24 protein-coding genes and 2 tRNA genes are annotated in these 24,638 nt (G+C 63.1%); 10 read left to right on the top strand and 16 right to left on the bottom strand.

All coding sequences use genetic code 11. From position 1 onward, the window contains the following. Positions 1–70: 70 nt before the first annotated feature. Together AC1DLO_RS22050 and AC1DLO_RS22045 are read right to left on the bottom strand one after the other, a co-directional pair. The gene (locus AC1DLO_RS22050) at positions 71–751 is read right to left on the bottom strand and encodes a response regulator transcription factor (RefSeq protein WP_059388662.1); all 681 of its coding nucleotides are present in this window, start codon (positions 749–751) and stop codon (positions 71–73) included. Beyond that, positions 748–1,953 (bottom strand): sensor histidine kinase, encoded by a 1,206-nt coding sequence (locus AC1DLO_RS22045; RefSeq protein WP_461838631.1) that lies wholly within the window; start codon positions 1,951–1,953, stop codon positions 748–750. Before AC1DLO_RS22045 ends, AC1DLO_RS22050 begins: the two co-directional genes overlap by 4 nt. Before the next feature lie 206 nt (positions 1,954–2,159). Between AC1DLO_RS22045 and AC1DLO_RS22040 the strand changes: the two genes are divergently transcribed. Further along, positions 2,160–2,819 (top strand): phosphate signaling complex PhoU family protein, encoded by a 660-nt coding sequence (locus tag AC1DLO_RS22040; protein ID WP_476914615.1) that lies wholly within the window; start codon positions 2,160–2,162, stop codon positions 2,817–2,819. On the opposite strand, the gene AC1DLO_RS22035 is transcribed toward AC1DLO_RS22040, so the two are convergent. Continuing rightward, the gene (locus AC1DLO_RS22035) at positions 2,756–3,502 is read right to left on the bottom strand and encodes a phosphoglyceromutase (protein ID WP_476891785.1); all 747 of its coding nucleotides are present in this window, start codon (positions 3,500–3,502) and stop codon (positions 2,756–2,758) included. The two genes, AC1DLO_RS22040 and AC1DLO_RS22035, sit on opposite strands and share 64 nt — an antisense overlap. A gap of 143 nt (positions 3,503–3,645) precedes the next feature. Between AC1DLO_RS22035 and AC1DLO_RS22030 the strand changes: the two genes are divergently transcribed. After that, positions 3,646–4,458 (top strand): class I SAM-dependent methyltransferase, encoded by an 813-nt coding sequence (locus tag AC1DLO_RS22030; RefSeq protein WP_476891784.1) that lies wholly within the window; start codon positions 3,646–3,648, stop codon positions 4,456–4,458. 15 nt (positions 4,459–4,473) lie between these two features. Here AC1DLO_RS22030 and AC1DLO_RS22025 read toward each other — a convergent pair whose 3' ends face one another. Both AC1DLO_RS22025 and AC1DLO_RS22020 read right to left on the bottom strand, forming a co-directional pair. Then, positions 4,474–4,812: a DUF2516 family protein gene (locus tag AC1DLO_RS22025; RefSeq protein WP_184740857.1), complete on the bottom strand. Its 339-nt coding sequence runs from the start codon at positions 4,810–4,812 to the stop codon at positions 4,474–4,476. A gap of 10 nt (positions 4,813–4,822) precedes the next feature. Further along, a complete protein-coding gene (locus AC1DLO_RS22020) occupies positions 4,823–6,007 on the bottom strand; it encodes a trans-sulfuration enzyme family protein (protein ID WP_476891783.1) in 1,185 nt (394 codons plus the stop codon). Between the two features lie 171 nt (positions 6,008–6,178). Between AC1DLO_RS22020 and tmk the strand changes: the two genes are divergently transcribed. Genes tmk through AC1DLO_RS22005 form a run of 3 tightly spaced genes read left to right on the top strand, consistent with a single transcriptional unit; the run spans position 6,179 to position 9,643 of the window. Next, complete coding sequence (gene tmk / locus AC1DLO_RS22015; RefSeq protein WP_184740859.1) at positions 6,179–6,859, top strand: dTMP kinase; 681 nt, start codon at positions 6,179–6,181, stop codon at positions 6,857–6,859. Then, on the top strand, positions 6,856–8,004 hold the full coding sequence (locus AC1DLO_RS22010; RefSeq protein WP_476891782.1) for a DNA polymerase III subunit delta': 1,149 nt from the start codon (positions 6,856–6,858) through the stop codon (positions 8,002–8,004). Before tmk ends, AC1DLO_RS22010 begins: the two co-directional genes overlap by 4 nt. Before the next feature lie 49 nt (positions 8,005–8,053). Beyond that, positions 8,054–9,643, top strand: a complete 1,590-nt coding sequence (locus AC1DLO_RS22005; RefSeq protein WP_476891781.1) for an alpha/beta hydrolase — start codon at positions 8,054–8,056, stop codon at positions 9,641–9,643. A gap of 103 nt (positions 9,644–9,746) precedes the next feature. On the opposite strand, the gene AC1DLO_RS22000 is transcribed toward AC1DLO_RS22005, so the two are convergent. Further along, on the bottom strand, positions 9,747–10,163 hold the full coding sequence (locus AC1DLO_RS22000; protein WP_476891780.1) for an endonuclease domain-containing protein: 417 nt from the start codon (positions 10,161–10,163) through the stop codon (positions 9,747–9,749). 326 nt (positions 10,164–10,489) lie between these two features. Next, positions 10,490–11,233 carry an HAD family hydrolase gene (locus AC1DLO_RS21995; RefSeq protein ID WP_184740991.1) on the bottom strand — a complete coding sequence of 248 codons (744 nt, stop codon included), beginning with the start codon at positions 11,231–11,233 and terminating at the stop codon, positions 10,490–10,492. Between the two features lie 222 nt (positions 11,234–11,455). On the opposite strand from AC1DLO_RS21995, the gene AC1DLO_RS21990 reads away from it, so the two are divergent. After that, positions 11,456–11,528: transfer RNA gene (locus AC1DLO_RS21990), tRNA-Thr, on the top strand. Between the two features lie 294 nt (positions 11,529–11,822). On the opposite strand, the gene AC1DLO_RS21985 is transcribed toward AC1DLO_RS21990, so the two are convergent. Further along, positions 11,823–11,975, bottom strand: a complete 153-nt coding sequence (locus AC1DLO_RS21985; protein WP_476891779.1) for a hypothetical protein — start codon at positions 11,973–11,975, stop codon at positions 11,823–11,825. A 433-nt stretch (positions 11,976–12,408) separates the two neighbouring features. On the opposite strand from AC1DLO_RS21985, the gene AC1DLO_RS21980 reads away from it, so the two are divergent. Further along, positions 12,409–12,630 carry a hypothetical protein gene (locus AC1DLO_RS21980; RefSeq protein ID WP_476891778.1) on the top strand — a complete coding sequence of 74 codons (222 nt, stop codon included), beginning with the start codon at positions 12,409–12,411 and terminating at the stop codon, positions 12,628–12,630. A 366-nt stretch (positions 12,631–12,996) separates the two neighbouring features. On the opposite strand, the gene AC1DLO_RS21975 is transcribed toward AC1DLO_RS21980, so the two are convergent. Further along, positions 12,997–14,475, bottom strand: a complete 1,479-nt coding sequence (locus AC1DLO_RS21975; RefSeq protein ID WP_476891777.1) for an aldehyde dehydrogenase family protein — start codon at positions 14,473–14,475, stop codon at positions 12,997–12,999. 1,557 nt (positions 14,476–16,032) lie between these two features. On the opposite strand from AC1DLO_RS21975, the gene AC1DLO_RS21970 reads away from it, so the two are divergent. Further along, complete coding sequence (locus tag AC1DLO_RS21970) at positions 16,033–18,297, top strand: DUF4855 domain-containing protein (protein WP_476914614.1); 2,265 nt, start codon at positions 16,033–16,035, stop codon at positions 18,295–18,297. A gap of 73 nt (positions 18,298–18,370) precedes the next feature. Here the strand turns inward: AC1DLO_RS21970 and AC1DLO_RS21965 are convergent, their stop codons facing one another. From AC1DLO_RS21965 to AC1DLO_RS21940, 6 genes are all read right to left on the bottom strand, one after another. Further along, the gene (locus AC1DLO_RS21965; protein ID WP_476891775.1) at positions 18,371–19,210 is read right to left on the bottom strand and encodes an aldo/keto reductase; all 840 of its coding nucleotides are present in this window, start codon (positions 19,208–19,210) and stop codon (positions 18,371–18,373) included. Positions 19,211–19,311: 101 nt separating this feature from the next. Next, entirely contained in the window at positions 19,312–19,779 is a 468-nt protein-coding gene (locus AC1DLO_RS21960) for a hypothetical protein (RefSeq protein WP_476891774.1), read from the bottom strand. A gap of 8 nt (positions 19,780–19,787) precedes the next feature. After that, the gene (locus AC1DLO_RS21955) at positions 19,788–20,435 is read right to left on the bottom strand and encodes a bacterial proteasome activator family protein (protein ID WP_476914613.1); all 648 of its coding nucleotides are present in this window, start codon (positions 20,433–20,435) and stop codon (positions 19,788–19,790) included. Then, positions 20,432–20,929, bottom strand: coding sequence for a GNAT family N-acetyltransferase (locus tag AC1DLO_RS21950; RefSeq protein ID WP_476891772.1), 498 nt, complete (start codon positions 20,927–20,929; stop codon positions 20,432–20,434). The genes AC1DLO_RS21955 and AC1DLO_RS21950 overlap by 4 nt, the downstream gene beginning before the upstream one ends. A 25-nt stretch (positions 20,930–20,954) precedes the next feature. Beyond that, the gene (locus AC1DLO_RS21945) at positions 20,955–21,536 is read right to left on the bottom strand and encodes a PadR family transcriptional regulator (RefSeq protein ID WP_476891771.1); all 582 of its coding nucleotides are present in this window, start codon (positions 21,534–21,536) and stop codon (positions 20,955–20,957) included. A 31-nt stretch (positions 21,537–21,567) separates the two neighbouring features. After that, complete coding sequence (locus tag AC1DLO_RS21940; protein WP_476914612.1) at positions 21,568–22,551, bottom strand: NAD(P)H-quinone oxidoreductase; 984 nt, start codon at positions 22,549–22,551, stop codon at positions 21,568–21,570. A gap of 113 nt (positions 22,552–22,664) precedes the next feature. Between AC1DLO_RS21940 and AC1DLO_RS21935 the strand changes: the two genes are divergently transcribed. After that, positions 22,665–22,752 (top strand) — tRNA-Ser (locus AC1DLO_RS21935). Positions 22,753–22,938: 186 nt separating this feature from the next. On the opposite strand, the gene nirD is transcribed toward AC1DLO_RS21935, so the two are convergent. Continuing rightward, entirely contained in the window at positions 22,939–23,313 is a 375-nt protein-coding gene (nirD, locus tag AC1DLO_RS21930) for a nitrite reductase small subunit NirD (protein ID WP_476891769.1), read from the bottom strand. A gap of 279 nt (positions 23,314–23,592) precedes the next feature. Between nirD and AC1DLO_RS21925 the strand changes: the two genes are divergently transcribed. Beyond that, a partial coding sequence (locus tag AC1DLO_RS21925) for an NAD(P)/FAD-dependent oxidoreductase (protein WP_476914611.1) occupies positions 23,593–24,638 on the top strand: 1,046 nt, incomplete at its 3' end.

The raw sequence follows: 24,638 nt of genomic DNA, 5'->3' as shown, positions 1-24,638 counted from the left end.
TCAAAAGGAAGGGCTCCCCCACGGGAGCCCTTCCTTTTGCGATTGCAGGCCGTTCCCGGCTTGCGGAGGCTTACGGTTCGAACTTATAGCCCAGGCCGCGAACAGTCACGAGGTAGCGGGGAACCGAGGGGTCGGGCTCGATCTTGCTGCGCAAACGCTTCACGTGGACGTCCAGGGTCTTGGTGTCCCCTACGTAGTCGGAGCCCCAGACGCGGTCGATCAACTGTCCGCGGGTGAGCACACGGCCCGAATTGCGAAGGAGCATCTCCAGGAGTTCGAACTCCTTCAGCGGAAGCGACACCTGTTCGCCGTTGACGCTCACCACATGGCGCTCGATGTCCATCCTGACCGGGCCGGCCTGCACGGTTGATGTAATGAGTTCCTCGGGCTCTCCCTGCCGGCGCAGCACGGCACGAACGCGCGCCACGAGTTCCCTGGAGGAGTACGGCTTGGTGACGTAGTCGTCCGCGCCGAGTTCCAAGCCAACCACCTTGTCGATTTCCGAGTCCTTTGCGGTCAGCATGATCACCGGGACGCTGGAACGCTGCCGCAGCTGCCGGCAAACCTCGGTGCCTGGAGTCCCCGGAAGCTGCAGATCCAGCAGCACCAGATCAGCCCCGTTGCGGTCGAACTCCACCAACGCGTCACTGCCGTTGTCCACTACCTGGACGTCGAAGCCTTCCTTGCCCAATAGGTAGGACAGAGGGTCGCTGAAGGACTCCTCGTCCTCCACGATCAGAATCCTGCTCAAGCGCCAGCTCCTTGCTCTAGGGCGCGTACCGCGCCCGTCGTTTGAATCACGTTTCGGGGCTTCGCCCCGGCGTCGTCGTCCTCCTGGCCTTCCATTTCAGGAAGGCGGATGGTGAAAGTCGAACCCTGGCCGGGCTGGGACCAGACGGTGACCTCGCCGCCGTGGTTGGACACCACGTGCTTGACGATACTCAGGCCCAAGCCTGTTCCCCCGGTTTGCCGCGACCTTGCGGCGTCCACACGGTAGAAACGTTCGAAGATCCGTTCCTGGTCCTCTGGGCTGAGTCCTTCGCCCTGGTCTGTGACTGAAATAGCCACCACGCCTTCCTTGGCGCGTACCCCTACTCCCACGCGGGTGTTTTCCGGCGAGTAGCGGATGGCGTTGTCGATGAGGTTCCGCAATGCGGTTACCAGCAAGTCCTGGTCGCCGAACACCATGGTTTCCGTTCGTCCGCCGACCACGATCTTGATGTTCTTGAGTTCCGCCGGGAGTTGCGAGCGATCCACGGCTTCAGTGATCACCGTGTTGATGTCCACGGCGTGCCCTTGCTGTGCAACGTTGGCGCCCTGTAGCCGGGACAGCTCAATGATGTCCTGCACCAGCGCCGCAAGTCTCGTGGATTCCTTGTGCATGCGCTTCGCGAAGCGACGGACGGCTTCTTCGTCGTCCGGGCTTGCCTCGAGGGCCTCGGCCAGCAACGAGATAGCGCCCACCGGAGTCTTGAGTTCGTGCGAGACGTTCGCGACGAAGTCGTTGCGGATCTCCTCGGTGCGGGTGATTTCGGTGCGGTCGTCGGCCAGCAGGACGATGTATTCCCATCCGAGCATGGCTGCCCGGACCTGCACCACGATAGTGCCCTTGCCCAGCGGACCGCGGGGCAACTCGAAGGTCTCTTCCAGGATCACGCCGTCGCGCCGAACTTTCGCGGTCATGTCCAGCAATTGCTTGTGCACCACAGTGTGGCCCCTGACGAGGCCGTACGCATAGGCCGCCGGACTGGCCCGGACGACGCCGTCGATCGCGTCCACCACCACAAAGGCCCGCCCGACGACGGACAGCACCTCCGCGGCGCCCTCCGGAAGCAGCGGTTCCGTGACGTCCAGGTCCACGATCTTTCGCTGCCGTTCACTGAGCCTGAACGCGAGCACGCCAAAGACGCCGCACGACAGGCCGGCGAGACCTGCGATGACACCGATGAGCACTGGATCCACGGATCTAGCTTATGCGCTGGAAACACCGCAAAATATGGAACGGCCACCAAACGGCCCCGATTCAGCTAACGTTCACCTAAAGGTGCGCAACCGTTCACGGACCACTGCCATTCTTACTAGTTGGACCATAGTTAGCTGTGAAGATTTTCGCGCCGTCAGAGGGGTGCGGAGGAGATTTCCAAGGAGAGGACGCCACCGTGCGCAAGGTTTTTCAGGAGGAACTCATCCAGGTCGGTGAGGACCTCATCGAGATCTCAAAGCTGGTCACTGAAGCGATCCAGAATGCGACCACCTCATTCGAAGGGGCAGACGTCGACCTCGCCCAGGACGTCATCGCCGCCGACGCCCGGATCGATTTCCTGCAGAACGGCCTTGACGAGCGCGCCATCGATATCCTGGCCCTCCAGGGCCCCGTGGCAAGTGATCTCCGAATGATTGTTGGCTCCCTCCGGATGAGTGCGTCACTGGAGCGCATGGGTGACCTCGCCCGGCACGTAGCCCAGCTGGCGCGCCTCCGCTACCCGGCCACGGTCATCCCCGAGCAGCTGACGGCAACGTTCAAGGACATGGCCCGGCTCGACCTCGAGATCAGCCAGAAGGTCACCCTGCTGTTGGAGACCCGCGACTTGGAAGTTGCCCGCGACATCCTCAAGCTCAACATCAACGTCGACGATCTGCACTTGAGCGTATTCAGGGCGGTCGCGGATCCCGCCTGGGCTGAGACTGCGGCCACCACCGTGGCCCCACCCCCCGCGGGGGGCCGGCCGGCGTCGTTTGACTGGAGCGCGAAGCCTTACTTCTTGCCCTGCGCTGCTACGGCCTTGATGGACTCTGCCGCAGCTTCGGGATCCAGGTAGGTTCCACCGGGGTTGATCGGCTGGAAGTTCTCGTCCAGCTCGTAGACCAACGGGATGCCCGTGGGGATGTTCAGGCCGGTTATGTCCTGGTCGCTGATGCCGTCCAGGTGCTTGACGAGGGCGCGCAAGGAGTTGCCGTGGGCCGTGACCAGGACGGTCTTGCCAGCCTTGAGGTCTTCCTTGATGTCTGACTCCCAGTACGGGAGGAGACGGACCAGGACGTCCTTGAGGCACTCAGTGCGCGGCAGAGCGTCGCCGAGGCCCGCGTAGCGCACGTCGTTCACTTGGGAGAACTCGCTGTCATCGGAGAGGGCAGGCGGCGGAGTGTCGTAGCTACGGCGCCATTCCATGAACTGCTCTTCGCCGAATTCGGCGAGGGTCTGGGCCTTGTCCTTGCCCTGCAGCGCACCGTAGTGGCGCTCGTTGAGGCGCCAGTCGCGCTTGACCGGGATCCAGCCGCGGTCGGCCTTGTCCAGAGAGATGTTGGCAGTGTTGATGGCCCGCTTGAGCAGGGAGGTATACAGGATGTCCGGGAGAACGTTGTTCTCGACTAGGAGCTCTCCGCCGCGCGCTGCTTCCTCGCGGCCTTGGTCGTTCAGGTCGACGTCCACCCAGCCGGTGAACAGGTTCTTGGCGTTCCAGTCGCTGTGGCCGTGGCGCAGCAGAATCAGCTTGTAAGTCATGCTTTTCATCCTAAGCGATCAGGCCCTGCCGTTACCGGGCGTTACGCCATTACCCTTTGACCACAACGCGGGGTCACTTAGCGCCGGTGTTTGTGCGTCGGATGGGCCGCAAGTGACCCCGCGTTGGCGGTTAAGCTTGGACGGTGGTGCAGAAGGCAGAGCGGGTACAAGGCAGGCGCGGCAAACCCGTCGGAAATGTCACCAGGGGCACCACCAATCCCAACCGCATGCGCCGTCTGGACCGCTGGCTGGCGGGCCCTCAGGCGTGGAGGCTGCGCTCCGCCGTCGACCCCTTGGTAGTGGACTTGGGCTACGGCGCTTCCCCGGCCACCGCCGTCGAACTCTTCGAACGGCTGCAGGCCGTCCGCCCGGACGTTCGCGTGTGCGGGATCGAGATCGAACCCGAGCGCGTCCGGATCGCCAAGGCCTTGGAACGGCCTGGGCTCGCCTTCCACGTGGGCGGCTTCGAAATCCCTGTTCCAGGCAATCCCGTGTTGGTGCGTGCGTTCAACGTGTTGCGGCAATACGAGGAATCAGACGTCAACGGAATCTGGGGCCTGGTGCGGTCGCGGCTCGCACCGGAAGGGCTGTTCATCGACGGAACGTGTGACGAAATCGGCCGCCGTGTGACGTGGGTTGCGCTGGATCCGGACGGGCCGCTGAGCCTGAGCCTGTCCATGCGGTTCGGCAGTTTCGAATTGCCCTCCGACGTCGCCGAACGGCTACCGAAGGCACTCATCCACCGCAATATCCCCGGAGAGCGGATCCACACGTTCCTCAATGCCCTGGACCAGGCCTGGCTGGAGGCGGCACCGCTTGCCTCGTTTGGCAACAAGCAGCGGTGGACGGCCATGTGCCAATCAATGCGCGACGCCGGATGGCCCCTTCAGGACGGAACGTCGCGTTGGCGCTTGGGCGAACTTACCGTCGACTGGGCAGCGGTAGCTCCGGCTTAGCTCGCGGTATACGGGTCACCAGGGACCGTACGGTCCTTGGTTGCGGCCGCTGTTGCCGATTTCCTTTACCGCGGGCCGGACGTCCGCCAAGTAGACGCACGCCGCGGTCACGGCAGCGATGCCAAAGAGGCCCAGTCCGCTGGCACCGGTGAGGACGGAGAACCCGCCGATGACCGCTGCGATTCCAGTCAGGGTCAGCCAGAAAGTCTTGGTGCGCTTGGATGCGGCTTCGAAGGACGAGGGTTTGTGGCGCAGGCAATCCACCAGCGCCCACAGCTCCAAGGCAAAGGCAACCAGTCCCAGAAGGAAGTAAATCCCATCCCGGATGTATGAAATCAAAATTTTTCCGTCCACGCCCTCCAGCCTAGCCGTCAAGCGCCTTGAGCGCTTGCTCCAAATCCGCCCAGAGGTCTTCGACGTTCTCGATCCCGACGCTCATCCGGACCAGGTTGTCCGGAACGCTGAGCGGCTCGGCCGTGTGCCGACGTCGGCGTTCGATGAGGGACTCGACGCCGCCCAGCGATGTCGCCGGGAGCCACAACCGCAATGCACGCACCAGTTGATCGGCTGCCTCGGCACCGCTGCGGGAAGTGTCTCCGGCCAGTTGGATGCACACGATGGAACCGAAACCCTTCATCTGCGACTTGGCCCGCTCGTGCCCGGGATCGCTGGGCAGGCCCGGGAAACGGATGGATTCGATGCGCGGGTGGGTACTCAACCGCTCGGCCAACGTTGCGGCAGAAGCTTGGGAGCGCTCAATCCGCAGTGCCAGCGTCCGCAGGCCGCGCAGCGCGAGCCAGGCCTCGAAAGGACCCGCGATACCGCCGTGGATGATGCGGTGGTGGAGGAGTTCCGCGCGCAGTTCCGGATCGGACGTCACCAAGGCGCCCAGTACGACGTCGGAGTGGCCGGCGAGGTATTTGGTCACCGAATGGAGCACGACGTCGGAGCCCAGGCTGAGGGGCTGCTGGACCAGCGGCGTGGAGAAGGTGTTGTCCGTGACCACAAGGGCGCCAGCCTCATGGGCCGCAGTGGTCAGGGCACGGATATCGGCGATGCCGAGCATGGGGTTGGTGGGACTTTCAATCCACAGCATGCTGGCGGGCTTTCCCTCCGCGGGGGCGAGCTGCGCCTTGACGGCCTCGGTGTCCGCGATGTCAACGGTCCGCAACTCCAGGGCGCCCTTGGCAGCGAGTTCGGTGGCCATGACCAGTGAGCCTGCGTAGCTGTGCGAAGGCATGACGAGGACTCCACCAGCGGGCACCAGCGACAACGCGGAGCTGACCGCAGCCAGGCCCGAGGCGTAGAGCAGGCCTGGCAGCTCGGCGCCTTCCAGCTGCGCCAGCGCCTCCTCGAAGGGATCCCAGGTGGGGTTGGCATAACGCCCGTAGCCGCGGTCGCCGTCGCTCAGTGCTCCCGTGCCGAAATACGTGGAGGACAGAACGATGGGCGGGTTGACGGGTTGATCATGGCTTCGTTCGGGACGGCCTGCCGCCACCACCACAGTGTCAGGGGACAATTCTGCGGCATGTTCTCGGGAAAGACTCATTGCTCCAGCCTACGGCCGGAGGGAGGGGTGCTGGAAAGGTGTTACGGCTCGGGCGTGCCGAGCGGCTAAGGCGCCGGCGGCTGAGGACTGCCGAGCGGCGGGGTACGTTCCGCTTGGGTGGGCTGACGCCGTCGTCGGGTTCTGTCAGTGTTCCTCTGTACGCTTAGATCCGTGACTACGCAGCGCCTCAAGCAGGACCAGAACCCCACGCCGGACCAGCGCCCCGGGCTCTTCATCGCCTTCGAAGGCGGGGACGGGGCAGGCAAGTCAACGCAGGCCGCCCGCCTGGCCGTGGCCCTTGAGTCCCTCGGCTTTTCCGTGCTGCGCACCCGCGAACCCGGTGGCACCCCCATTGGCGAAAAGCTGCGGTCCCTTGTGCTGGACCACGGTAACGGCACCATCGACCCCCGGACCGAAGCCCTCATGTTCGCGGCCTCCCGAGCCGCCCATGCAAGCCAAGTGATCCGACCCGCCCTGGCGGAGGGTTCGGTAGTCATCACGGACCGATACATCGATTCCTCGGTCGCCTACCAAGGCGCCGGGCGGGACCTCGGAACTGTGGACGTCAGGCGGCTCAATGAATGGGCAACCGAAGGCCTTGAACCTGATCTGACGGTTCTCCTGGATGTCCATCCGGGCGATGGCCGGGACCGCAGAACCGCAGGCGACGCCACCGAGGACCGCCTCGAGTCCGAACCGGATGACTTCCACGCCCGTATCCGTGCCGCGTTCCTCGAGCTGGCCGCAGCCCACCCGGAAACCTACCTTGTGCTGCCCGCCAAGGATCCCATCGAGGACCTCGCCACCCAGATCCTCCGCCGCGTTCAGGTATTGCTCGGGAGCCGCACGTGACCGTCTGGGACGAACTCCAGGGCCAGGCGCCGGTCGTCGCACAATTGCGCGCGGCGGCCCAAGGCGACGGACTCACGCACGCTTGGTTGTTCACAGGCCCTCCAGGCTCGGGACGCTCCAACGCGGCCAAGGCATTCGCGGCCGCGCTGAATTGTGAGCAGGACGACGTTGCCCTCCGCGGGTGCGGGGAATGTGCCTCGTGCAGGACCATCCTTGGCGAGACCCACTCCGACGTGACCTTCGTCCGCACCGAGAAAGTCACCATCACCATCGAAGAAGCCCGCCAATTAGTGTCCAAGGCCGGGGACCGTCCGGCGTCGGGCCGCTGGCGGATCATTGTGGTGGAGGACGCTGACCGCATGGCCGAGCGCACCACCAACGTGCTCCTCAAGGCAATCGAAGAGCCCACGCCCCGGACCATCTGGATGCTGTGCGCGCCGTCGCCCGCGGATGTGCTGGTTACCATCCGCTCGCGTTGCCGCCCGGTGAGCCTCCGGATTCCGCCAGCTGCCGACGTCGCCGCCCTGCTGGTGAGGCGCGACGGCGTCGACCCCGCCATAGCGGACCGGGCCGCCCGCGCAGCCCAAAGCCACATCGGAATCGCACGCCGGCTGGCTCGGGATCCTGAAGCCCGCGAACGCCGGCTGGAGACCGTCCGTTTTCCACTGGGCCTGCGTGGCGTCACTGCCGCCGTGATGATGGCGGAAAAGTTGGTCAAGATCGCGAGCGATGAGGCCAACAGCTCCAACGATGAACGCGATGCCGCCGAGAAGATCGCCCTGCTGGCGAGCCTGGGCGCCCCGGAGTCGGGCACGCTGCCGCCGTCGATGCGCAGCCAGGTGAAGCAGCTTGAAGACGACCAGAAGCGGCGGGCCAAACGCTCCATCACTGATTCCCTGGACCGCACGCTGACCGATCTGCTGTCCTTCTACCGCGACGTCTTGGTCATCCAGTTGGGGAACGCAGTGGAGCTGGTCAACGTTGAACTCAGGACTGAACTGGAAGCTTACGCGGCCGGTTCCACTCCCGAAATCACCTTGGCCCGTATGGATGCCATCAACAAGGCACGTGTGCGGATCACCACTACCAACGTGGCCCCGCTGCTGGCCGTCGAGTCCATGGCGAGCAGCCTGATTCAGCAGTAGCCGGATAGTTTAGAACTACAGCACACTTCCCCAGCATGAGGAGTAACGCATGACGCCCGCACGACGCCGGCCCACCGGGTCCATTTCGTGGACACGGTTTCCATCCCAGCGGCGGGCGGTAGCGGCAATTGCGGCCAGCATTTCCGCCAGCCTGCTCCTGAGCGGATGTGTGTTCTCCCCGCTCATTAGTGGCAGTGGGTCCGGCAACGTCAGCACACCGGACGCGTCCATCGCGGCCGCGGCGCCGGACGGGCTCAAGGCGTTCTACTCCCAAAAAATGAGCTGGACACCGTGCGAACAAGGATTCCAGTGCGCCAACATCAACGTGCCGGTGGACTATGCCGAGCCAGATGCCGGCAGCATCTCCATCGCAGTCATCCGGCTCCAGAGCCAGGGCACCAAGAAGGGCTCCCTCTTGGTCAATCCCGGAGGTCCGGGGGCTTCAGGCTATGACTTCGTGCGAGACGCGGCCAAAACACACTTCACCAGCAAGCTGCGCTCCAGCTTCGATCTGGTGGGCTTCGATCCCCGCGGGGTCAAGCGCTCGGCACCAGTGACTTGCCTCAGCGATTCCGAGCGCGACGCTTCGCGCGAGAAGGTCTACAACTACGACACGGACCAAGGCCTCAACGCCGCCCTGGCCGACACCAAAGCCGTCAACGCCAAGTGCGTGGAAAAGTCCGGGCCAGCACTGGCGCACATAGACACCGTTAGCTCAGCCAAGGACATGGATATCCTCCGCGCAGTCCTGAACGACGCGAAGCTCAACTATCTCGGATTCTCCTACGGCACCTCGCTCGGCTCCACCTACGCGTCCTTGTTTCCGGACAACGTAGGCAAGCTCGTCCTGGACGGTGCGGTGGACCCGTCCCTGAGTAACGAGGACGTCACCGCAGGTCAGGCGGGAGCATTTGAAGCTGCGCTCCACAGTTATGTGGCTGATTGCCAAGCCAAATCCGGTTGCCCCCTGACGGGAGGCGTCGATGAGGGCTTGCAGCAGATCCGGGACCTCATCGCCGACGTCGAGCAGAATCCAAAGCGGGCCAAGGACGGCCGCCTCGTGACGGCGGCGACGTTCGTGAGCGCCATCTTCACCCCGCTCTACAGCAATGAATCGTGGCCGGTGCTTACCCAAGCCTTGCAGGCCGCGGTCCAGGGCGACGATTCGCTCATGCTGAGGATTGCCGACTTTGGCGCGGACCGGGAACCGAACGGCACCTACAGTTCAAACACCACGTTCGCGTTCAACGCCATTAACTGCTTGGACTACCCGATGGTCACGGACACTGCAGGCATGCGGTCAGAGGAGGCCCGCCTGAAGCAGATCTCCCCCACCTTCGGCTACTACTTTGCCTACGGCGGCGTCAACTGCAAGGACTGGCCTTACAAGCCACTGCACACGCCAGCCCCCGCCAAATACACTGGCACGGCACCGGTTGTGGTCATCGGCACTACCGGAGACCCCGCGACGCCCCTCGCCTGGGCAGGATCACTGCGGAAACAACTCGGCAACGCCTCCCTGGTGACGTGGAAGGGCGAAGGCCACACCGCGTACGGCCGCTCCAACCGCTGCGTGTCCGATGCCGTGGACAACTACTTCGTGGATGGAAAGGTACCTTCCGACGGGACCATGTGCTGAGTGCCTGCTGGCCCGGCCGCAAAATACGACCACTATTGGAGGTGGGCTGAGCCAGTCACCCCTGGTGCGGTGCGGGTGTGTAGTGCCGGGCCGGCAAAGAAGGTCATTTGTCGAGGCGCTCCCTGGCACGATGGGCCCGGATGGCCGCCTGCACCTCCGCGACCATGGCCTCCGGGCGGTGCACAACGTCCTCGTAGAAGTACCTCAACACAGTGAAGCCGCCGGCAACGGAAGTGTTGTCCCGCCGTCGATCCCTCTTGATGGCCCGGGGTTCGAAGTGCGTCTTGCCGTCCAGCTCAACTATCAAGAAGCGCTCGACGACGAAATCGACCTCTCCGACTCCGGGCAGTTCCACGTGCTGCGCAAAGGCGATTCCAGCCTGCTTGAAGTGCATGGCCGCCAGAGGCTCGAGCAACGAATCGGCTTTCCGGCACACGAAGTCCAAGACCCCCCGTGCCCGGCCGTTCCGGTTGCCGGGCAACCGTCTGCGAAGGAAATCCACGGTCGTGTCGCCGCGCACAACCGCACATTGCACCATGACCAACGCCCCACGGAAGGGGACCACCACTCCGCCCCGCCCCACGCGCCGACACCGGCTTTGACGAGGCCCCTGCGCATGGCCACTCCCCCTCGTGCACGAAGGGCAGCCATGAGATCCATGGCTCCACGATGCCTGCGTGCAGGGCTGCTGCGGGGCCCTGGAGTTACCTATGTGGATAACTCGACGCCTTTTGGTGCTCCACATCTGACCACTTTTGCGCGGCACCCGGCAGCGTAGGTCGCGGACTGGCGGCTTTCGCCGGGCTGGGACCTGGCGAAAAGCGGTCGATCGTTGAGGGCCGGCCGCTAGAGCCGCGCGGCGCGGGGCTCCAGCAGCGCAGGCACGTACTTGACTGAGGGGACGACGGCGGTGGCACCGGCCGCGCGCAAAGCCGCCTCCGAGTGGAAACCGGTAAGCACCCCCACCACCGCGGAGGCGCCCGAGCGAACGCCGGACAACATATCCGAGCTCGTGTCGCCCACCACGACGACCTCGCGGACATCATCAAGGTCAAGAGCGAGGACGGCGGTCAGGATCATGTCCGGATACGGACGCCCGCGGCCGGCGTCGGCAGGGCACAAGCTGAGATCGGCTTTCCCCATCCAGCCCAGCGACTCAAGCACCATGTTCTGAGTGTGGCGTCCGAAGCCCGTGGCCAGACAGACTTTCATGCCGGAGTCCCGCATCCAGTCGATGGCTTCCTCGGCTCCAGGAATTGGCCGGACGCCGCCGTCGGAAATCAGGTCATCGTAGGCGCGTTCAAAGGCCTTGTTGGCGCTCTCGGCCCGTTCCGTGTCCTCGAAAAGGTGGCTGAAGACGGTCAACTTTGAAAAGCCCATGGTGTCCCGGGCGTAGCCGAGCATGCTTTCGAATCGGGGAGAACCGGGCTCGACGCCGGTCTCCTGCAGTGCCCGGGACATCGCGCGTTCCGTACGCCCATCGTCCGTGATGGTGGTGCCCACCATGTCCAGTACAGCAAGCCGGAGCCGCTGTGCACGATGTGCCCCGGCGTCGTCCGCGTTGATCCTCTTGCTGCTGTCCATGCTCATGGCGCCCCTTCGCTGGTCAATGGCCGAAATCATGCGGCCACGTTAGTCCGCCCAGCTTGCCCCGGGTCCGCGACGACGGCCTGAACCGGGCGCGACGCGCGGGTGAATTCCGCAACAACGCCACCGTAGGAGCTCCGTTCGGCGCTGTTTTGACCCGGACGAGGTGACTCTATTACAGTTGTATCTTGCGTGATTCAGCCGGTCTCCGGACGATAGCGCGGTGCTTCCTTAGCTCAGTCGGTAGAGCGTTTCACTCGTAATGAAAAGGTCATCAGTTCGATTCTGATAGGAAGCTCGGAAGGAACCCCTAGAAATCAATGATTTCTAGGGGTTCCTTTGCTTTTCCTTGACAAACGCGTATTCCTGTCAGTTCCCAAAGATTTCGATCGTATTAGGGCGTCTTCGTCACTTTTTCGTCACCAGAGGATCTCCTTCAGTGTCGCCCCATGGATGCCATCAAGGGGGTGCTCGTGGGGAACCGCTGCCACCGAAGCGTACGAGGCTTTGTGAGGGCGCGGTCCAGTTTGGCGAACGCCGCCCGCCAAGGATAAGGGGCTTGAGAGCCAGCCAGCTAATGGCGGCCCTTGCGCTAAACGTGCACCACATAACGTTGCACCAAGGCCTCCGGCCAGACTCCCGCCAGCGCACCGGCGATCCCTGAACCGTCGTCCGTGACCACGACCCGCGGTGCCGGGTTGGGTTCCATGAGCGCGGCCGTGCCGCCGACTTCTCGGCGTCGCAAAACTGCCAACCCACGACCCCGGGATCCGGAGATGGCGATCAGGGCGCCCCACGAGCCCAGATCCCGTCGAGCTGGATCTCATCATGGACCACCCCCGATCACCACGGCTTCAGGGATGATGTTCCAGCACTACGGGTGCACCGCCGGAAGTAACGGGCTGTCCCGAACGTGGTCATCCCTGTCTGGCTGTCCTTGCCCAGAAGCCAGAACGGGTAGGGCCTCGAACTCGGCCCAACGGCTCACATCAGGACGCTCACCGGAACGGCTAGCCCTGCAGGCAAACCGCAGGTACCTCTGCTTGCCCTCCAGGTTCACTCGAGCCACACGCAGCAACGACAACCACCAGAAGATGGACCCGGCCAACCTTGTCGCCACGGAACGCAGGGTCCATAATTCAAACGTCTGTATAATGCAAACCTTCCAAGGAGGAGCAATGCGCGGATTCCACTGTGTAGATCCCTCGCACGAGAGGATCGAGTTCACCGGCGCAGATGACGAAGAGCTGTTCCAAAACATCAAGGCGCACACCGCCGAGGCCCATCCTCAGCTCACTGACAGCCAGGTCAGGGAGATGATGGCAGGCGAGGCGTGGTGGAAGGAAATGGCAACATCTGGGACCAACGCTGGATCGTCGCCGTCCGCCTACGACAAGTAACGCGACCGGCCTCTAAGTCTCCCAGTCGAAGCAGGCCTCCCGAAGGCGTACGGAAGGACCGCTTTCGCCACCTCGTCCGGCAGCCAAAGTGAACCCAGAACGGTGCCAAAACACGTCACCCAGGCCACACGCAGCGGCAACGGGAGCGTCCCCAGTTCCTTGATAGTTCTCCCCAATGCCCACCCCTCCGTCGATTGCCTTGGCCAAAGGGTAACCTGTCGGATGGCAGCGAGAAGGGCTCACGTTCGGCGGCAACAGGGTATCCGGGCTGCCTTTCTCCTGCGTCGAGTTGCTGGCAAACCCAAAGTCGCTCGCCCTGTGCGCCCGGTACGGCAGCCTCGCAGTGAAGACGGTGCTCCTGCGCCCTTAGAGAGAGTAGGTGGCAATATCGGGGCGCACCGTTAGCCACTGGGTTTCCGTGAACGCCTCGATGTTCGCCTCGGGCCCGCCGAACCGCGACCCGTTGCCGGAGGCGCGTACACCGCCAAAGGGGGCATTCGCTTCGTCGCCAACCGTTTGTTCGTTGATGTGGACGATACCGCTGGGAATACTGTCGGCAACTTCCATCGCCATGCCCACGTCGCCCAGTATTCCCAGTGAGAGACCGTATTCCGTGTCGCCGGCCAGCGCGATCGCCTGTTCGATGGTAGCGAAAGGCACGACAGGGGCCACGGGGCCGAAGACCTCTTCGGCGTAGGCCGGCATTTCCGGGGTAACCCCAGCAAGAACCGTGGGCCGGTAGAACAGGCCCACGTGGGTTCCGCCGGCGGCCAAGCGCGCCCCGGCCGCCACCGTGGATGTGACCAGGCGGTGGATGCGGTTGACCTGGACGTCATCGATTACGGGCCCGAGTGCCACCTGTTCCGTGGCCGGATTGCCCACGGTCAGCCGTTCGGCTTCTTCAACCAGTGCTTCTACGTAAGCCGAGTGCAGGCTTTCATGCACGAGGTGACGTCCGGTCGTCATGCATATCTGGCCCTGGTGCATGAACGAACCGAAAGACCCTGCCATCGCCGCCTTGGCCAGATCTGCCCCGGGAAGAATGATGAGGGCGCCGTTCCCTCCAAGTTCGAGATGGACTCGCTTCAGGTGTTCGCCGGCGAGACGGGCAACCGCTCTCCCGGCGGCAGTGGAGCCCGTGAATGAAACTATGCGCACCTCGCGGGCTGTGACCACAGCCTCACCGACCTCGGCACCGCCGGGGAGAAGATGCAATACCCCCTCAGGCAGTCCGGCCGCTTGAAAGGCTGCGACTATGACCGCTCCCCCGCTGACCGGCGTGCGGGGATCGGGTTTCAGAAGTACGGCGTTGCCGAGCGCGAGGGCTGGGGCGACCGAACGGATCGCGAGGAAGAGGGGTGTGTTGAAAGGTGCGATGACCGAGACGACGCCAGCGGGGCGACGGCGCACAAAACTCCAGCGCGGATTGCTTGTCGGCAATACACGTCCGGACGGATGGGAGGGCAGGGCCGCTGCTTCCCGGCACTCGAGAACAGCCCCGTAGACCTCTGATGCGGCCTTGACCCGAACGGACCCGGTCTCGCGCACTACCCAGCTTTCAATTTCCGATGTATAACGGGTCAAGACCTCACCCGCGGCACGCAGAACGGCCGCACGCTCCTCGTACGGAGCCGCAGCCCAGGCTCGCTGGGCGACTGCGGCATTGGAGGCCGCCGTGAGAACGTCAGCCTTGGAGGCCTGACCGATCCAGGCCATATGGCCACCCGTCGCCTTTTCAATCACAGCGATGTCACCTCCAGCCGCGGAAGTCCACCCCCGAGCACTGAAAAGGTTCCCCCTCCATGAATCCGGATTGAGCAGGTCGCCCTGTGCTTCCCTACCCATGGCGGTTTCCAACGTTTAACTCTGAGCCGATCCCGGTTTCCAACAGCGAGAAGGCCATACATGGAGACAACACACGAGGCCACCGGTGGAAGGGAAAGGCCCCCGGAAGCTCGAAACAGATGATTGCACCAGACATCGAGTTCCCTTTCTTGAGAACCATCGGCCCGAGAACGTGCCTAACCAGACGGGGCGCATTGGCGCGAGTCTACGCCGACGTCGCCGACTGACATAGAGTCGAAACTGCGCGGTCCGGTGTAGATCACCAAATACCCGAACCCGGGCCGATAGTGACCCTGCCCGCGCGGAATTGAGATCCGCGCATTTCTGCCTGACGCACCGATGATCGCCCTGTCCTGGAGGGGTCCCATCCCTTTACGGCAGTTTGAATGGGGAAACGCACCAGCCCTACTAAACCGGCTGGCGGTTGGTCGGCAGCTTCCGTCTGCTATGGCACCGCCGTCATCGCCGGGTGGCACGTAGGAACTTCCAGAGCTCGCGAGAGCCAGACGGGAACTGGCTCCAAGGATCACCTGATTGGACCTGAGTACCCACTTTAACCACCGTATCGGCATGATTCGTACTTGTCAGTTCACCGGGTACGCTCAGCCATCCGACGCACAAGAGGATTGCCAAGACAAAGGATAGGCGGTGCTGAGCAACGCCACTCTGAGTATTTTGAGCCGACATGGTTCCCTACGATTCTTACAATTCGTGGGCGCCCCCCGACGGCGAACCGAAAAAGATGCGGCTGCTAAAGACCAATTCAACTCAACCCAAATATACTGCGGGGCAGCGGCGTTGCCTATGGGCCTCGGCGGCCTTGGATGCGCCACATCGGTGACCAAAATGACAGGCGCCCCGGAGAAGCGGTCCGAGAAGGCGTTTAGCCCGCTGGTCGAGCCGGGACCATAACCGAACCGCCCAAGAACGCGGGCAACCTGCAGGGCTATCCAACGTTACGCATATGGGGTCAAGGATCCGTTCTCGAAACAACAGCTTCGAGAGCTACGAGGGTGAGCCCAACCCAAAAACCGCCATGCCGGAATGACAAGGTCAGGTCACTTAGCTCTTCCGAAGCTTCGCAGGCAGTGCCACTATATAAATCACGCGCGAAGATGTTTGATTTTCGACAAAAGCGGCTGTCCTGGTCTCAAAGTTTCTCCCCAAGCAGCCGTCATTCCGGGCCGCGGTCGCCATGACCGGTTCGAGGTTCTGATCAATATCGCCATCGGGTTCAACCCGAACCCGACCACATCAACGGCAATGAATTTCTCCTCGTCAACTGAACCGGCACTGGGCGGACCGGCACACAAAGAACGAGGGCATGGGAAGGCGAGCCCTCCCTGCACTCGCGCAGAAGGATGATCGCACTCCACCCGCGCCGGCATCCGAAAGGACGTCATGAACTCGCACCGGAAACCCCGGTTTCGTTTCATCAAGCACGCGGCGATCCTGGCCGCTGTATTGACCGTCTCCCCGATTCTGCCGATGGCCGCCGCGGAACCATTGCGGAACCCTATGATTTCCCTTCCAATCCCTCCAGTTGCTTGGGGGTGGATGAAAACGAGTCTCATTTACTCAAATGCGGGACGGACGGACCGTCAATGGCAGCAGAACCTCGTAGGGGTCGACTCCTCCGGAAACCTCGGAACGTACCAGCTGTTTGACAGCTATGTCCTCCTCCAGTCCTCTATCAATGGCAAAGATCTTGCCTACAGCGAGCTGAACGCTTCGGATCTCAGTGCCCTCCTCGACCAGCAGTTCGCARATGCCACCAAGCTGGACCGGGCCGCGCGTTCACTCGGCCAGAGAGTCCAGCTCGGGCTGAGCATGCCTTGGATCAGCAACCAAATGTGGTTTGACATCCCTGGCTACGGATCGGTGAACACTGCCAATCCAGCAGACCGGGACAAAGTCAGCGATTGGTACCTCGGGAAGCTCATCGACAGGGCCCGAAATGCGGGCTGGACAAACACGTCCCTCTCAGCCATTTACTACCAGCGGGAAGACATCATTGGCGCCCGTGGCGATCCTGGCCTTGTGACACACATGAACCAGACAATCAAAGCGCAGGGCCTGACGTCCGTGTGGATCCCCTACTACGACTCGCCCAATAGGCTGAACGGCGAAGCCCTAGGCTTCAATCGGGTCATCATCCAACCGTCATACGCCTTCAAGGGAAGGGAAGACAACGGCACGGTCACCGCAGCTCGGCTGAGTGCCCTCGCGGAGACGGTCAAAGGCACCAACATCGGCATGGAATACGAAATCCGCGACCAAGGGGGCACCGACTACAGTGCGGCCGTTGCCCACCAGTACCTCGCTGTCTCCCAACAAACAGGGCTCGACACGAAACCCCAGGCCTTCTTCCACGGCGAAACGAACCTCTTTGATCGCGTTTCAGGACAATCTTCGGCAGCACCCAGCATGTGGCGGGCCTACCAGGACCTGACGGGCTACCTGCGCGGGGCGAGAATCAGCAACCTTGACCGCACCATTTCCTTCGCCCCCACCGGGATCACGTCCCAGTCATCAACGTTCGTCCTGGCGCCCGGAGAAAACACCGTCCGGTTGGATTTCAAGGATGCCGGAACAGGATCAACCCAACGATGGGCCGGGACCTTGGCGCTGACTTCCTTTGATGCCACAGGGAAGGCCTTGGGTACCAACTACGCGGTCACGCAAGGGTTCAGCGAACCCGATGGCACTTTCCGCTCGGTAATGGTTCCAGTGGCGCAAGCAAACAAGGCCGTGAAAGCCACGTTGGTGGTCACCCCGGTGATCCCGGGAACGCAAAACCTCACGCAGCCAAAACTCCTGGCGTCCTCCTACGAGCCTTTCGGTGTTCCGTCAACGGGGCAGTTGGTCTTCTCATCCAGCAACGACGAAACCGCCACCCAGTTCAGTGATGCAGCGGTGGTTACCGCCGGCTGGGGCAAGGGGAAGCTCACCGATGGCACCAAGTCCACCGACGGGAGCTGGTGGGGGTCCAACGCCGACCGTCTCGTCGGCTGGTCACAGGCCGAAGTCACCATGATCATCGATCTTGGCAAGGACACCCAACTCTCCTCCTTCAACGTCGATACCCACCAGGACAGCCTTGCGGGGGTCAGTTGGCCGAATAACCTGGCAGCACTGGCGGCGAACCTCCCTCTCGGGTTCGCAGGCCCACAGACCGGTACAACAGCTCCCGGATACCCCGCGCAGGCCTTTCCGGGACAGCGGCCGGCCGTCGCCGGGACTGCTGCCTTCTATGACACAATGTCGGGACGTTTCGCCTCTGGTGCACACGGCCGCTACGTGTCAGTGTCCTTGAGTGCGTCGGGGTGGGCCTTGCTTGATGAGGTCCGAATACTGGACGGTACTGGAAAGAACGTTGCGCAAGGCGCGTCGTACGCGCTCCTGACCAAGCCTCGGAGCAGCACAGGCGGGTACCGAAACACCGGCACCGGGCTGGCCGACGGCACTGTGCCGGCGGCCTTCAATTCCAGCCAGTTCACGGGGTTCGAACGGAACCGCACGCAGTGGCTGCTGGCGGCCCTCACGGTGCCGGCCAACATGGCCACGGCCCGCCTGTGGCTCAACAACGACAACGCATGGGGCGTCTCCGTGCCGAAAAACGCCACTTTCGATTGGAAGGACGCGGCAGGCGTCTGGCGCGCTGGAGGCCCGGTCACGGTGAAAACAGCGTGCGACGGCACAACAATCCCCTGCGCCGATCTGTCGCTTCCCAACCAGGTGATCTCCGCATTTCGGATCAACCTTCCCCAGGAAGCCGGTGGCTGGACAATGATCAGTGAGGTCACGGCCACCCGACGATAAGCATGAAAAGGCCCCGCACTTGCTGGGCGGGTGCCAGCAAGCGCGGGGCCTTCACATCGAAACTTCCGAACGACTATGCGAAGTCGGAAACCGCCGGATCCGGTCCGATCCGGCCTTCGGCTCCGCGGTCCAGGCCGTTGATGGCCTCCACATCGGCCTCATCCAGGGTGACGCCAAGTGCTGCGAAGTTCTCCTGGATCCGGGACTCGGTCACGGACTTGGGAATCACGACGTTGCCGATCGCCAGGTGCCAGGCGATGACTACTTGCGCTGGGGTAGCGCCGTGCTTGGCGGCGATCTGGGCGATGATGGAGTTCCCCAGGAGCTCGCCGCCCTGGCCCAAAGGCGACCAGGCCTGGGTCAGGATGCCCTGGGAAGCATCGAACTCCCGGAGTTCGGCCTGGTTGAAGAACGGGTGCAGCTCAATCTGGTGGATCGCCGGAACCACGCCAGTCTCATCGATCAGGCGCTGCAGGCCCTCTTTGCTGAAGTTGGAGACGCCGATGGACTTGACGCGTCCGCGCTTCTGGAGCTCAATGAGCGCCTTCCAGGTGTCCACGAACTTGTCCTGCTTGGGCTGCATCCAGTGGATCAGGTACAGGTCAAGGGTTTCCAGGCCGAGGCGATTCATGGATTCTTCGAAAGCAGCGAGAGTGGACTCGTAGCCTTGGTCCGCGTTCCACAGCTTGGTGGTGATGAAGATTTCCTCGGGCTTGAGGCCGGAGGATGCGATGGCGCGTCCCACGCCCGCCTCGTTGCCATAGATCTTGGCGGTATCGATGTGGCGGTAGCCAGCTTCGAAGGCCTGCCGCACCACCTTTTCGGCTACATCGTCCTCAACCTGCCACACCCCGTAGCCGAGCTGGGGAATGGTGTTGCCGTCGTTAAAAGTAAGGTTCGGTGACGAAGTCATGGCTCCCATCCTGCCACCCGCGCACACCGGGAGGCTACGGATTCCGCGGTCTCTAAGCTAGGCGCTTAATAGTTGCCATGTGGGAATAGGCGCGTCTGCACCTATTCTTCGATTCGCCGGGAATCGGTCTTGGCCCTCAGCAGCCTCTCCGCTTCGTCCACATGTTCGTAGACCGCTTCGGCGCGCCGTCGCACCGAAACCGCTCCCACCGGGACGGGCCCGACGGCGAGACGCAGCATAGCGGCCGCCTCCGCCGTCGTAGCAAGAGAGTTCCCTGCTTTGGACAATGCGCGATGCACGCCTGCGAGCGACCCAGGAATGTCCAGTCCGTCACTGGGTGCCTGAAGCTGCGCCTCGACGCAGACGGCACGCACCCTGGAAGACAAGTCCGCCAATTCATTGGCAATGACCACGAGTTCGACGTAGAGCTGTTCGTCTTCTACGCCCTCAAGCACCTGGTGGTACCGGTCAAGGCCGCGGTGGAAGCGGTCGTGAGCGCGCCTCCACAATCCTTTGCCAAGTTCAGCATCGTCCTTCCGCCCCTGCCGGACGGCCCCAAAGAATCCCAATCCAGCGCTCAGAGGTATTGACCCGGGTGGCGGTCCGGATCTTCAACGCGGGGAGGTTTGCCCGGTTCCTTTTCCGTACCGGGAAGGTGGGCTCGCTGCGGCTCACCATTCTCGCCAATAACGACGCCCGGGGCGATCATGGTTCCGGGCGGCAGTTGGCGAAGCTGCAACTGGGCGACAGCATGTTCCCGGGCTGCCTGCTGGGCAGCAATGGCTGTCTGGATTCCGTGGAACAATCCTTCGAGCCAACCGACCAGCTGGGCCTGCGCGATCCGGAGCTCGGCGTCGGACGGTGTGGCGTTTTCAGGGAAGGGGAGGCTGATGCGCTCCAGCTCTTCCACAAGTTCCGGAGCGAGGCCCTCTTCGAGCTCTTTGATGGAGCGTTCGTGGATCTCGGCGAGGCGTCCGCGCGCAGCCTCGTCCAAGRGGGCGCTCTTCACTTCTTCAAGCAGCTGGCGGATCATGGTGCCGATCCGCATGACTTTGGCGGGTTCATCGACGAGGTCCTGCAGGGTGCTGCCCTTCTTGGCGCCAGCCCCGGGCTTCGGGCCCACTTCGGTTGTGCTCTCCGCCGTGCCAGCGTCCAAGGTTGTGCCCTCCACCGGGATATCGTCAAAGCTCTCGCCACTGGGTTGAGTGTCGTCCTGATCGCTCATGCGTTCATACTCTCACGGGCCGCAACTCGGCCCAGAGCCTTGACGAGTATTTCGCCTTCGTCCTTAGCGAAACCACATTTTTCATAGAAGCCCGTGGCATAAACGTTGGCGGGGACCCAGACTTCCTCCATCCCATGCGCCCGCATCCATTCCTCCATGACCGCCAGGAGGGACCGGCCGATACCGTTGTGGCGCCAATCCGTGTGAGTGCCCATTTCCATGAGAAGCAGTTCGGCCCACGGTCCGGCGTTGCGGCGTCGTTGAATGCAGCAGTGAAGGAACCCCACTGTCCCGCCACCGAACTCAGCCAGCCAGAACAGCACGGAAGGGTCACCCAAAAAGGAGCGGGCGGCGTCGTGCGTCAACGCGCCTGACGGCTCGACTGAAGTATCCTCGTCAAACAAATTGTCCGTCTCCGCGAGACGGATCAGCGCGTCGGCGTCGTCGGGACCGAGCAGCCGGATCCGAACGTCAGCATTCGTGAATGTTGCCATGCCAGAACCTCCCCTGAGGAGCAGTCTATGAGGTGGGCGTCCCGTTGCCACGGGAGGTTCCTGCCATGCCGTTGCTGGCGCCGTTGGCCTGCTGGACCATTCGGGCCTCGCAGAGATCCAGCCAGCGGGTCTCGGCCTCGGCATGGAAGATCAGGGAATCCAGGACGAGCACCCTGGCTGTATCGGTCACTCTCTGGTTGGCGGCCACGTCCTTGCGGGTTTGGGTGAGTTCCTGCAGTTCCTGCAAGGAAATCTCACGTTGGGCCTGGATGAGCGCCGTGACGTCTGTGCCCGCCGTCGTGACGGCCAGTGCCAGTTTGATGGCCAGTTCGTTCCTCGGTGGAACTCCCCGCTCCACCGAGGTTGCGAACCATCGGCGGACTTCGGCTGTCCCGGCGTCGGTGATGCTGTAAAGCACGTGGCCATGGCCGTCGTCGCCGTTCCTCCGAACCAAAGCGTCACGCTCCAGCCGGTTCAGTGTGGTGTACACCTGTCCGATGTTCAGCGGCCAGACGGCTCCCGTGCGTTCCTCGAAGGCCGCGCGAAGCTGATATCCGTAGCGGGGCTGCTCCTGGAGCAATGCCAGGATGCTGTACCGGATGGACATTGCTCTCCTCCTTGCGGCCGGTTCGGCGGATTTATAGCAGTAGCAGGACTTTGCCCATGTGCTCGCCGGAATCGAAGTACTCGTGGGCTTCGCGGACCTGTTCCAAGGGGAACGACTTGGCCACGAACGGCTTGATCCGGCCGTCGGCCAGCATCGGCCACACCGATTCGCGGACGGCGTTCATGATGACACCCTTTTCCGCAACGGGCCGCGGGCGGAGCGCTGTACCGATGATCGCCGCGCGTTTGCTGAGCAGCTGGCCGAGGTTGAGCTCGCCTTTGGCGCCACCCTGCAGCCCGATCACCACCAGCCGGCCGTAGTCTGCGAGCGCTTCCACGTTTTGCTGCAGGTATTTGGCGCCGACGACGTCGAGAATCACGTCCGCGCCTTTGCCACCGTTTTGCGCCTTGAGGCTTACCGCGAAGTCTTCTTCCGCGTAATTGATGGCGATGTCGGCCCCGAGGAAAGCTTTTGCGGTTCCGACCTTTTCGGCCGTTCCGGCCGTCGCAGCGACCGTAGCACCGCAGGCCTTGGCGAGTTGGATGGCCATGGTGCCGATGCCGCCAGTGGCGCCATGGATCAGCACCGTCTCACCCGCTTGCAGTTGTGCAGTCATGATGAGGTTCGAGTACACCGTGGCGGCTACCTCAGGCAAGGACGCGGCGGTGACCAGGTCCACGCCGTCGGGCAGTCGCAGAACCTGCTCCGCCGGAACGGCAACCTGCTGTGCGTAGCCGCCACCCGAAAGCAAGGCCACTACCTTGTCTCCCACGGAGAACGGCTTGCTCACATCGGGCCCGAACGCGGCAATTCTGCCGGAGACCTCAAGGCCGGGAATTTCGGACGCTCCCTGCGGCGGAGGATAGAAACCGCGGCGCTGCTGGACATCGGCCCTGTTGAGACCGGCGGCGACGACGTCGATGAGAACCTCGCCGGGGCCGGGAACCGGAGCAGGGACCTCACGGACCTCGAGAACCTCGGGCCCGCCCGGTTCGGAGATGTAGACGGCTTTCATAAGTGCTCCCGATTCCTTGCTCAGCGCAATTGGCCTTTCGGACACCTTAGTTGGGTTAATCGCGGCGCCGGGTTTTTGGCACAGCCAACTCCCTATGAAACACTACTAGGCAGGGAAGGTTGTCCGAGCGGCCTAAGGAGCTGGTCTTGAAAACCAGTGTGCGGTAACCCCGCACCAAGGGTTCAAATCCCTTACCTTCCGCGTGGCGCGACGATCGCGCAGCTCAGAGGCCGGTTCGTGCGAATCTTTGGATTCCACGGCCGGCCTCTTTTGCGTTAATTTAGGCGGGTTTGGAGTTGCCCCCGGTTGCTGAGTATCGCTAAGAAACGCCAACGGCCGGTTCCGCGGGCGGAACCGGCCAGAATCGGCGTCGGGAGCTGAAGCAGTCTAGACGGCTACTTCGACGTATCCGTCCACCAGACGGGTGGCGTAGCTTGCGAGCCGCAGTTCGGGGTTGGTGAAGCATTCGCCGGTTTCGAGGTCGTAGACCTCTTTGTGAAGGGGCGAGGCGATGGTGGGACGGCTGCCCCGGGAACCGACGATTCCCCGCGCCATGACGTTGGAGAGAGTTGCCGGGTCCTGCTGGGATACCGCCAGGACCTGGTCCGGCGTGGTGCGGAAAAGTGCTACTTGCTTGCCTCCGACCAAGGCAGCTTCGCCCCAGGCCGGTTCCAGCTCGTCGATTGCGCAGACGCGGTGCCAGCCGGACGCGGTCGGTGCACTCAGCTGTTCTTGGTTTTCCCGATCCAGAATTACGGTCATTTCAGCCCCTATCGCTTAGCCTGCCGGTCCGGCGAATCCAATTCCGCCGTCCGGCACGGGCCGTTTGCGGCCACAACTTCACGGTAGGCCCGCCATGTTTCGCCCGAATGCAATCAATGTGTCCTGCTCGTAAAGGAGACCTCACATCACCGCAATCCTCACCGTGATGCCGAAGTTAAGCTCCCGAAACAAAGGGGAAACTGACGCGAAACTGCGTGTCTTTAGTCTGAAGTGACAAGTCGCGGATGACGGTTCTGCGGCACATGCGAAAGGCCGCCAGTGACCGGACATACTTCCCCTTCAGAGAACGCGCGCCGCATTATTGTCGCGGGCGGAGGCCCCGCGGCCCACCGTTTTGCCGATGCCATGCACACCCGCGGTCTCGAGGGCTGGCACGTCACTGTCCTGACCGAGGAAGCGCATCTTCCCTATGACCGGGTCACGCTGAGCAAAGCGCTCATCGAGGTGGACTACGACCTCACCCTCGGACACGCTTCGATGTGGGACCACGATGCTTTGGATCTGCGCACCGGTGAGCGTGTGGTCAGGATCAACCCCCATGCCAGGTCCGTGGAAACCGCGTCCGGCAACAGCTACGAATACGACGCCCTCGTGGTCGCAACGGGCTCGAATGCCGCCCGCCTGCCCATCCCGGGCGCCGAGCACACACATGTCTACCGCACGCTCGAAGACGTCTGGGCCATCAACGAGGCCATCACACGGCTCACGGAGAAGCTTGGCCGCAAGGTCAACGCCGTCACCATCGGCGGCGGTCTCCTCGGCCTCGAATCGGCCGCAGGCACGGAGCGGCTGGGCGCCACCCCGATCGTCATCGACGGCGCGTCCTGGCTGATGGCCACCCAGCTCGACGAAGGCGCCGGCCAGGCATTGGGCCGCCTCATCAAAGACAAAGGCTTCGAAATCCACGGCGGCGTGTTCCCTTCCGAAGTATTGTCCGACGACGACGGCCAGGTCACCGGAGTCCTCATGGCCGACGGCCGCATCATCGACGCCGACATCGTGATCGTCGCGATCGGGGTCAGACCGCGCGATGAGCTCTTCCGTGCAGCGGAGGGCGAGGAACAGGTCTTCACCCTTGGCCAGCGCGGCGGTGTTGTCATTTCCGACGGTTGCGAAACCGAGATCCCGGGCATCTTCGCCATCGGCGAGGTGGCGAACTTCGGCGGGATGTGCATGGGACTCGTGGCCCCGGCGAACACGATGGCCGAGATCGTGGCCGACCGGCTGCACGGCGGACAGGCAACGTTTGCGGGCTTCGACACCGCCACCAAGCTCAAGCTCTCCGGCGTGGACGTGGCCAGCTT

The sequence above is a fragment of the Arthrobacter sp. 01T419 genome (assembly GCF_056398865.1).
This window is presented reverse-complemented; position numbering and strand designations above follow the sequence as displayed.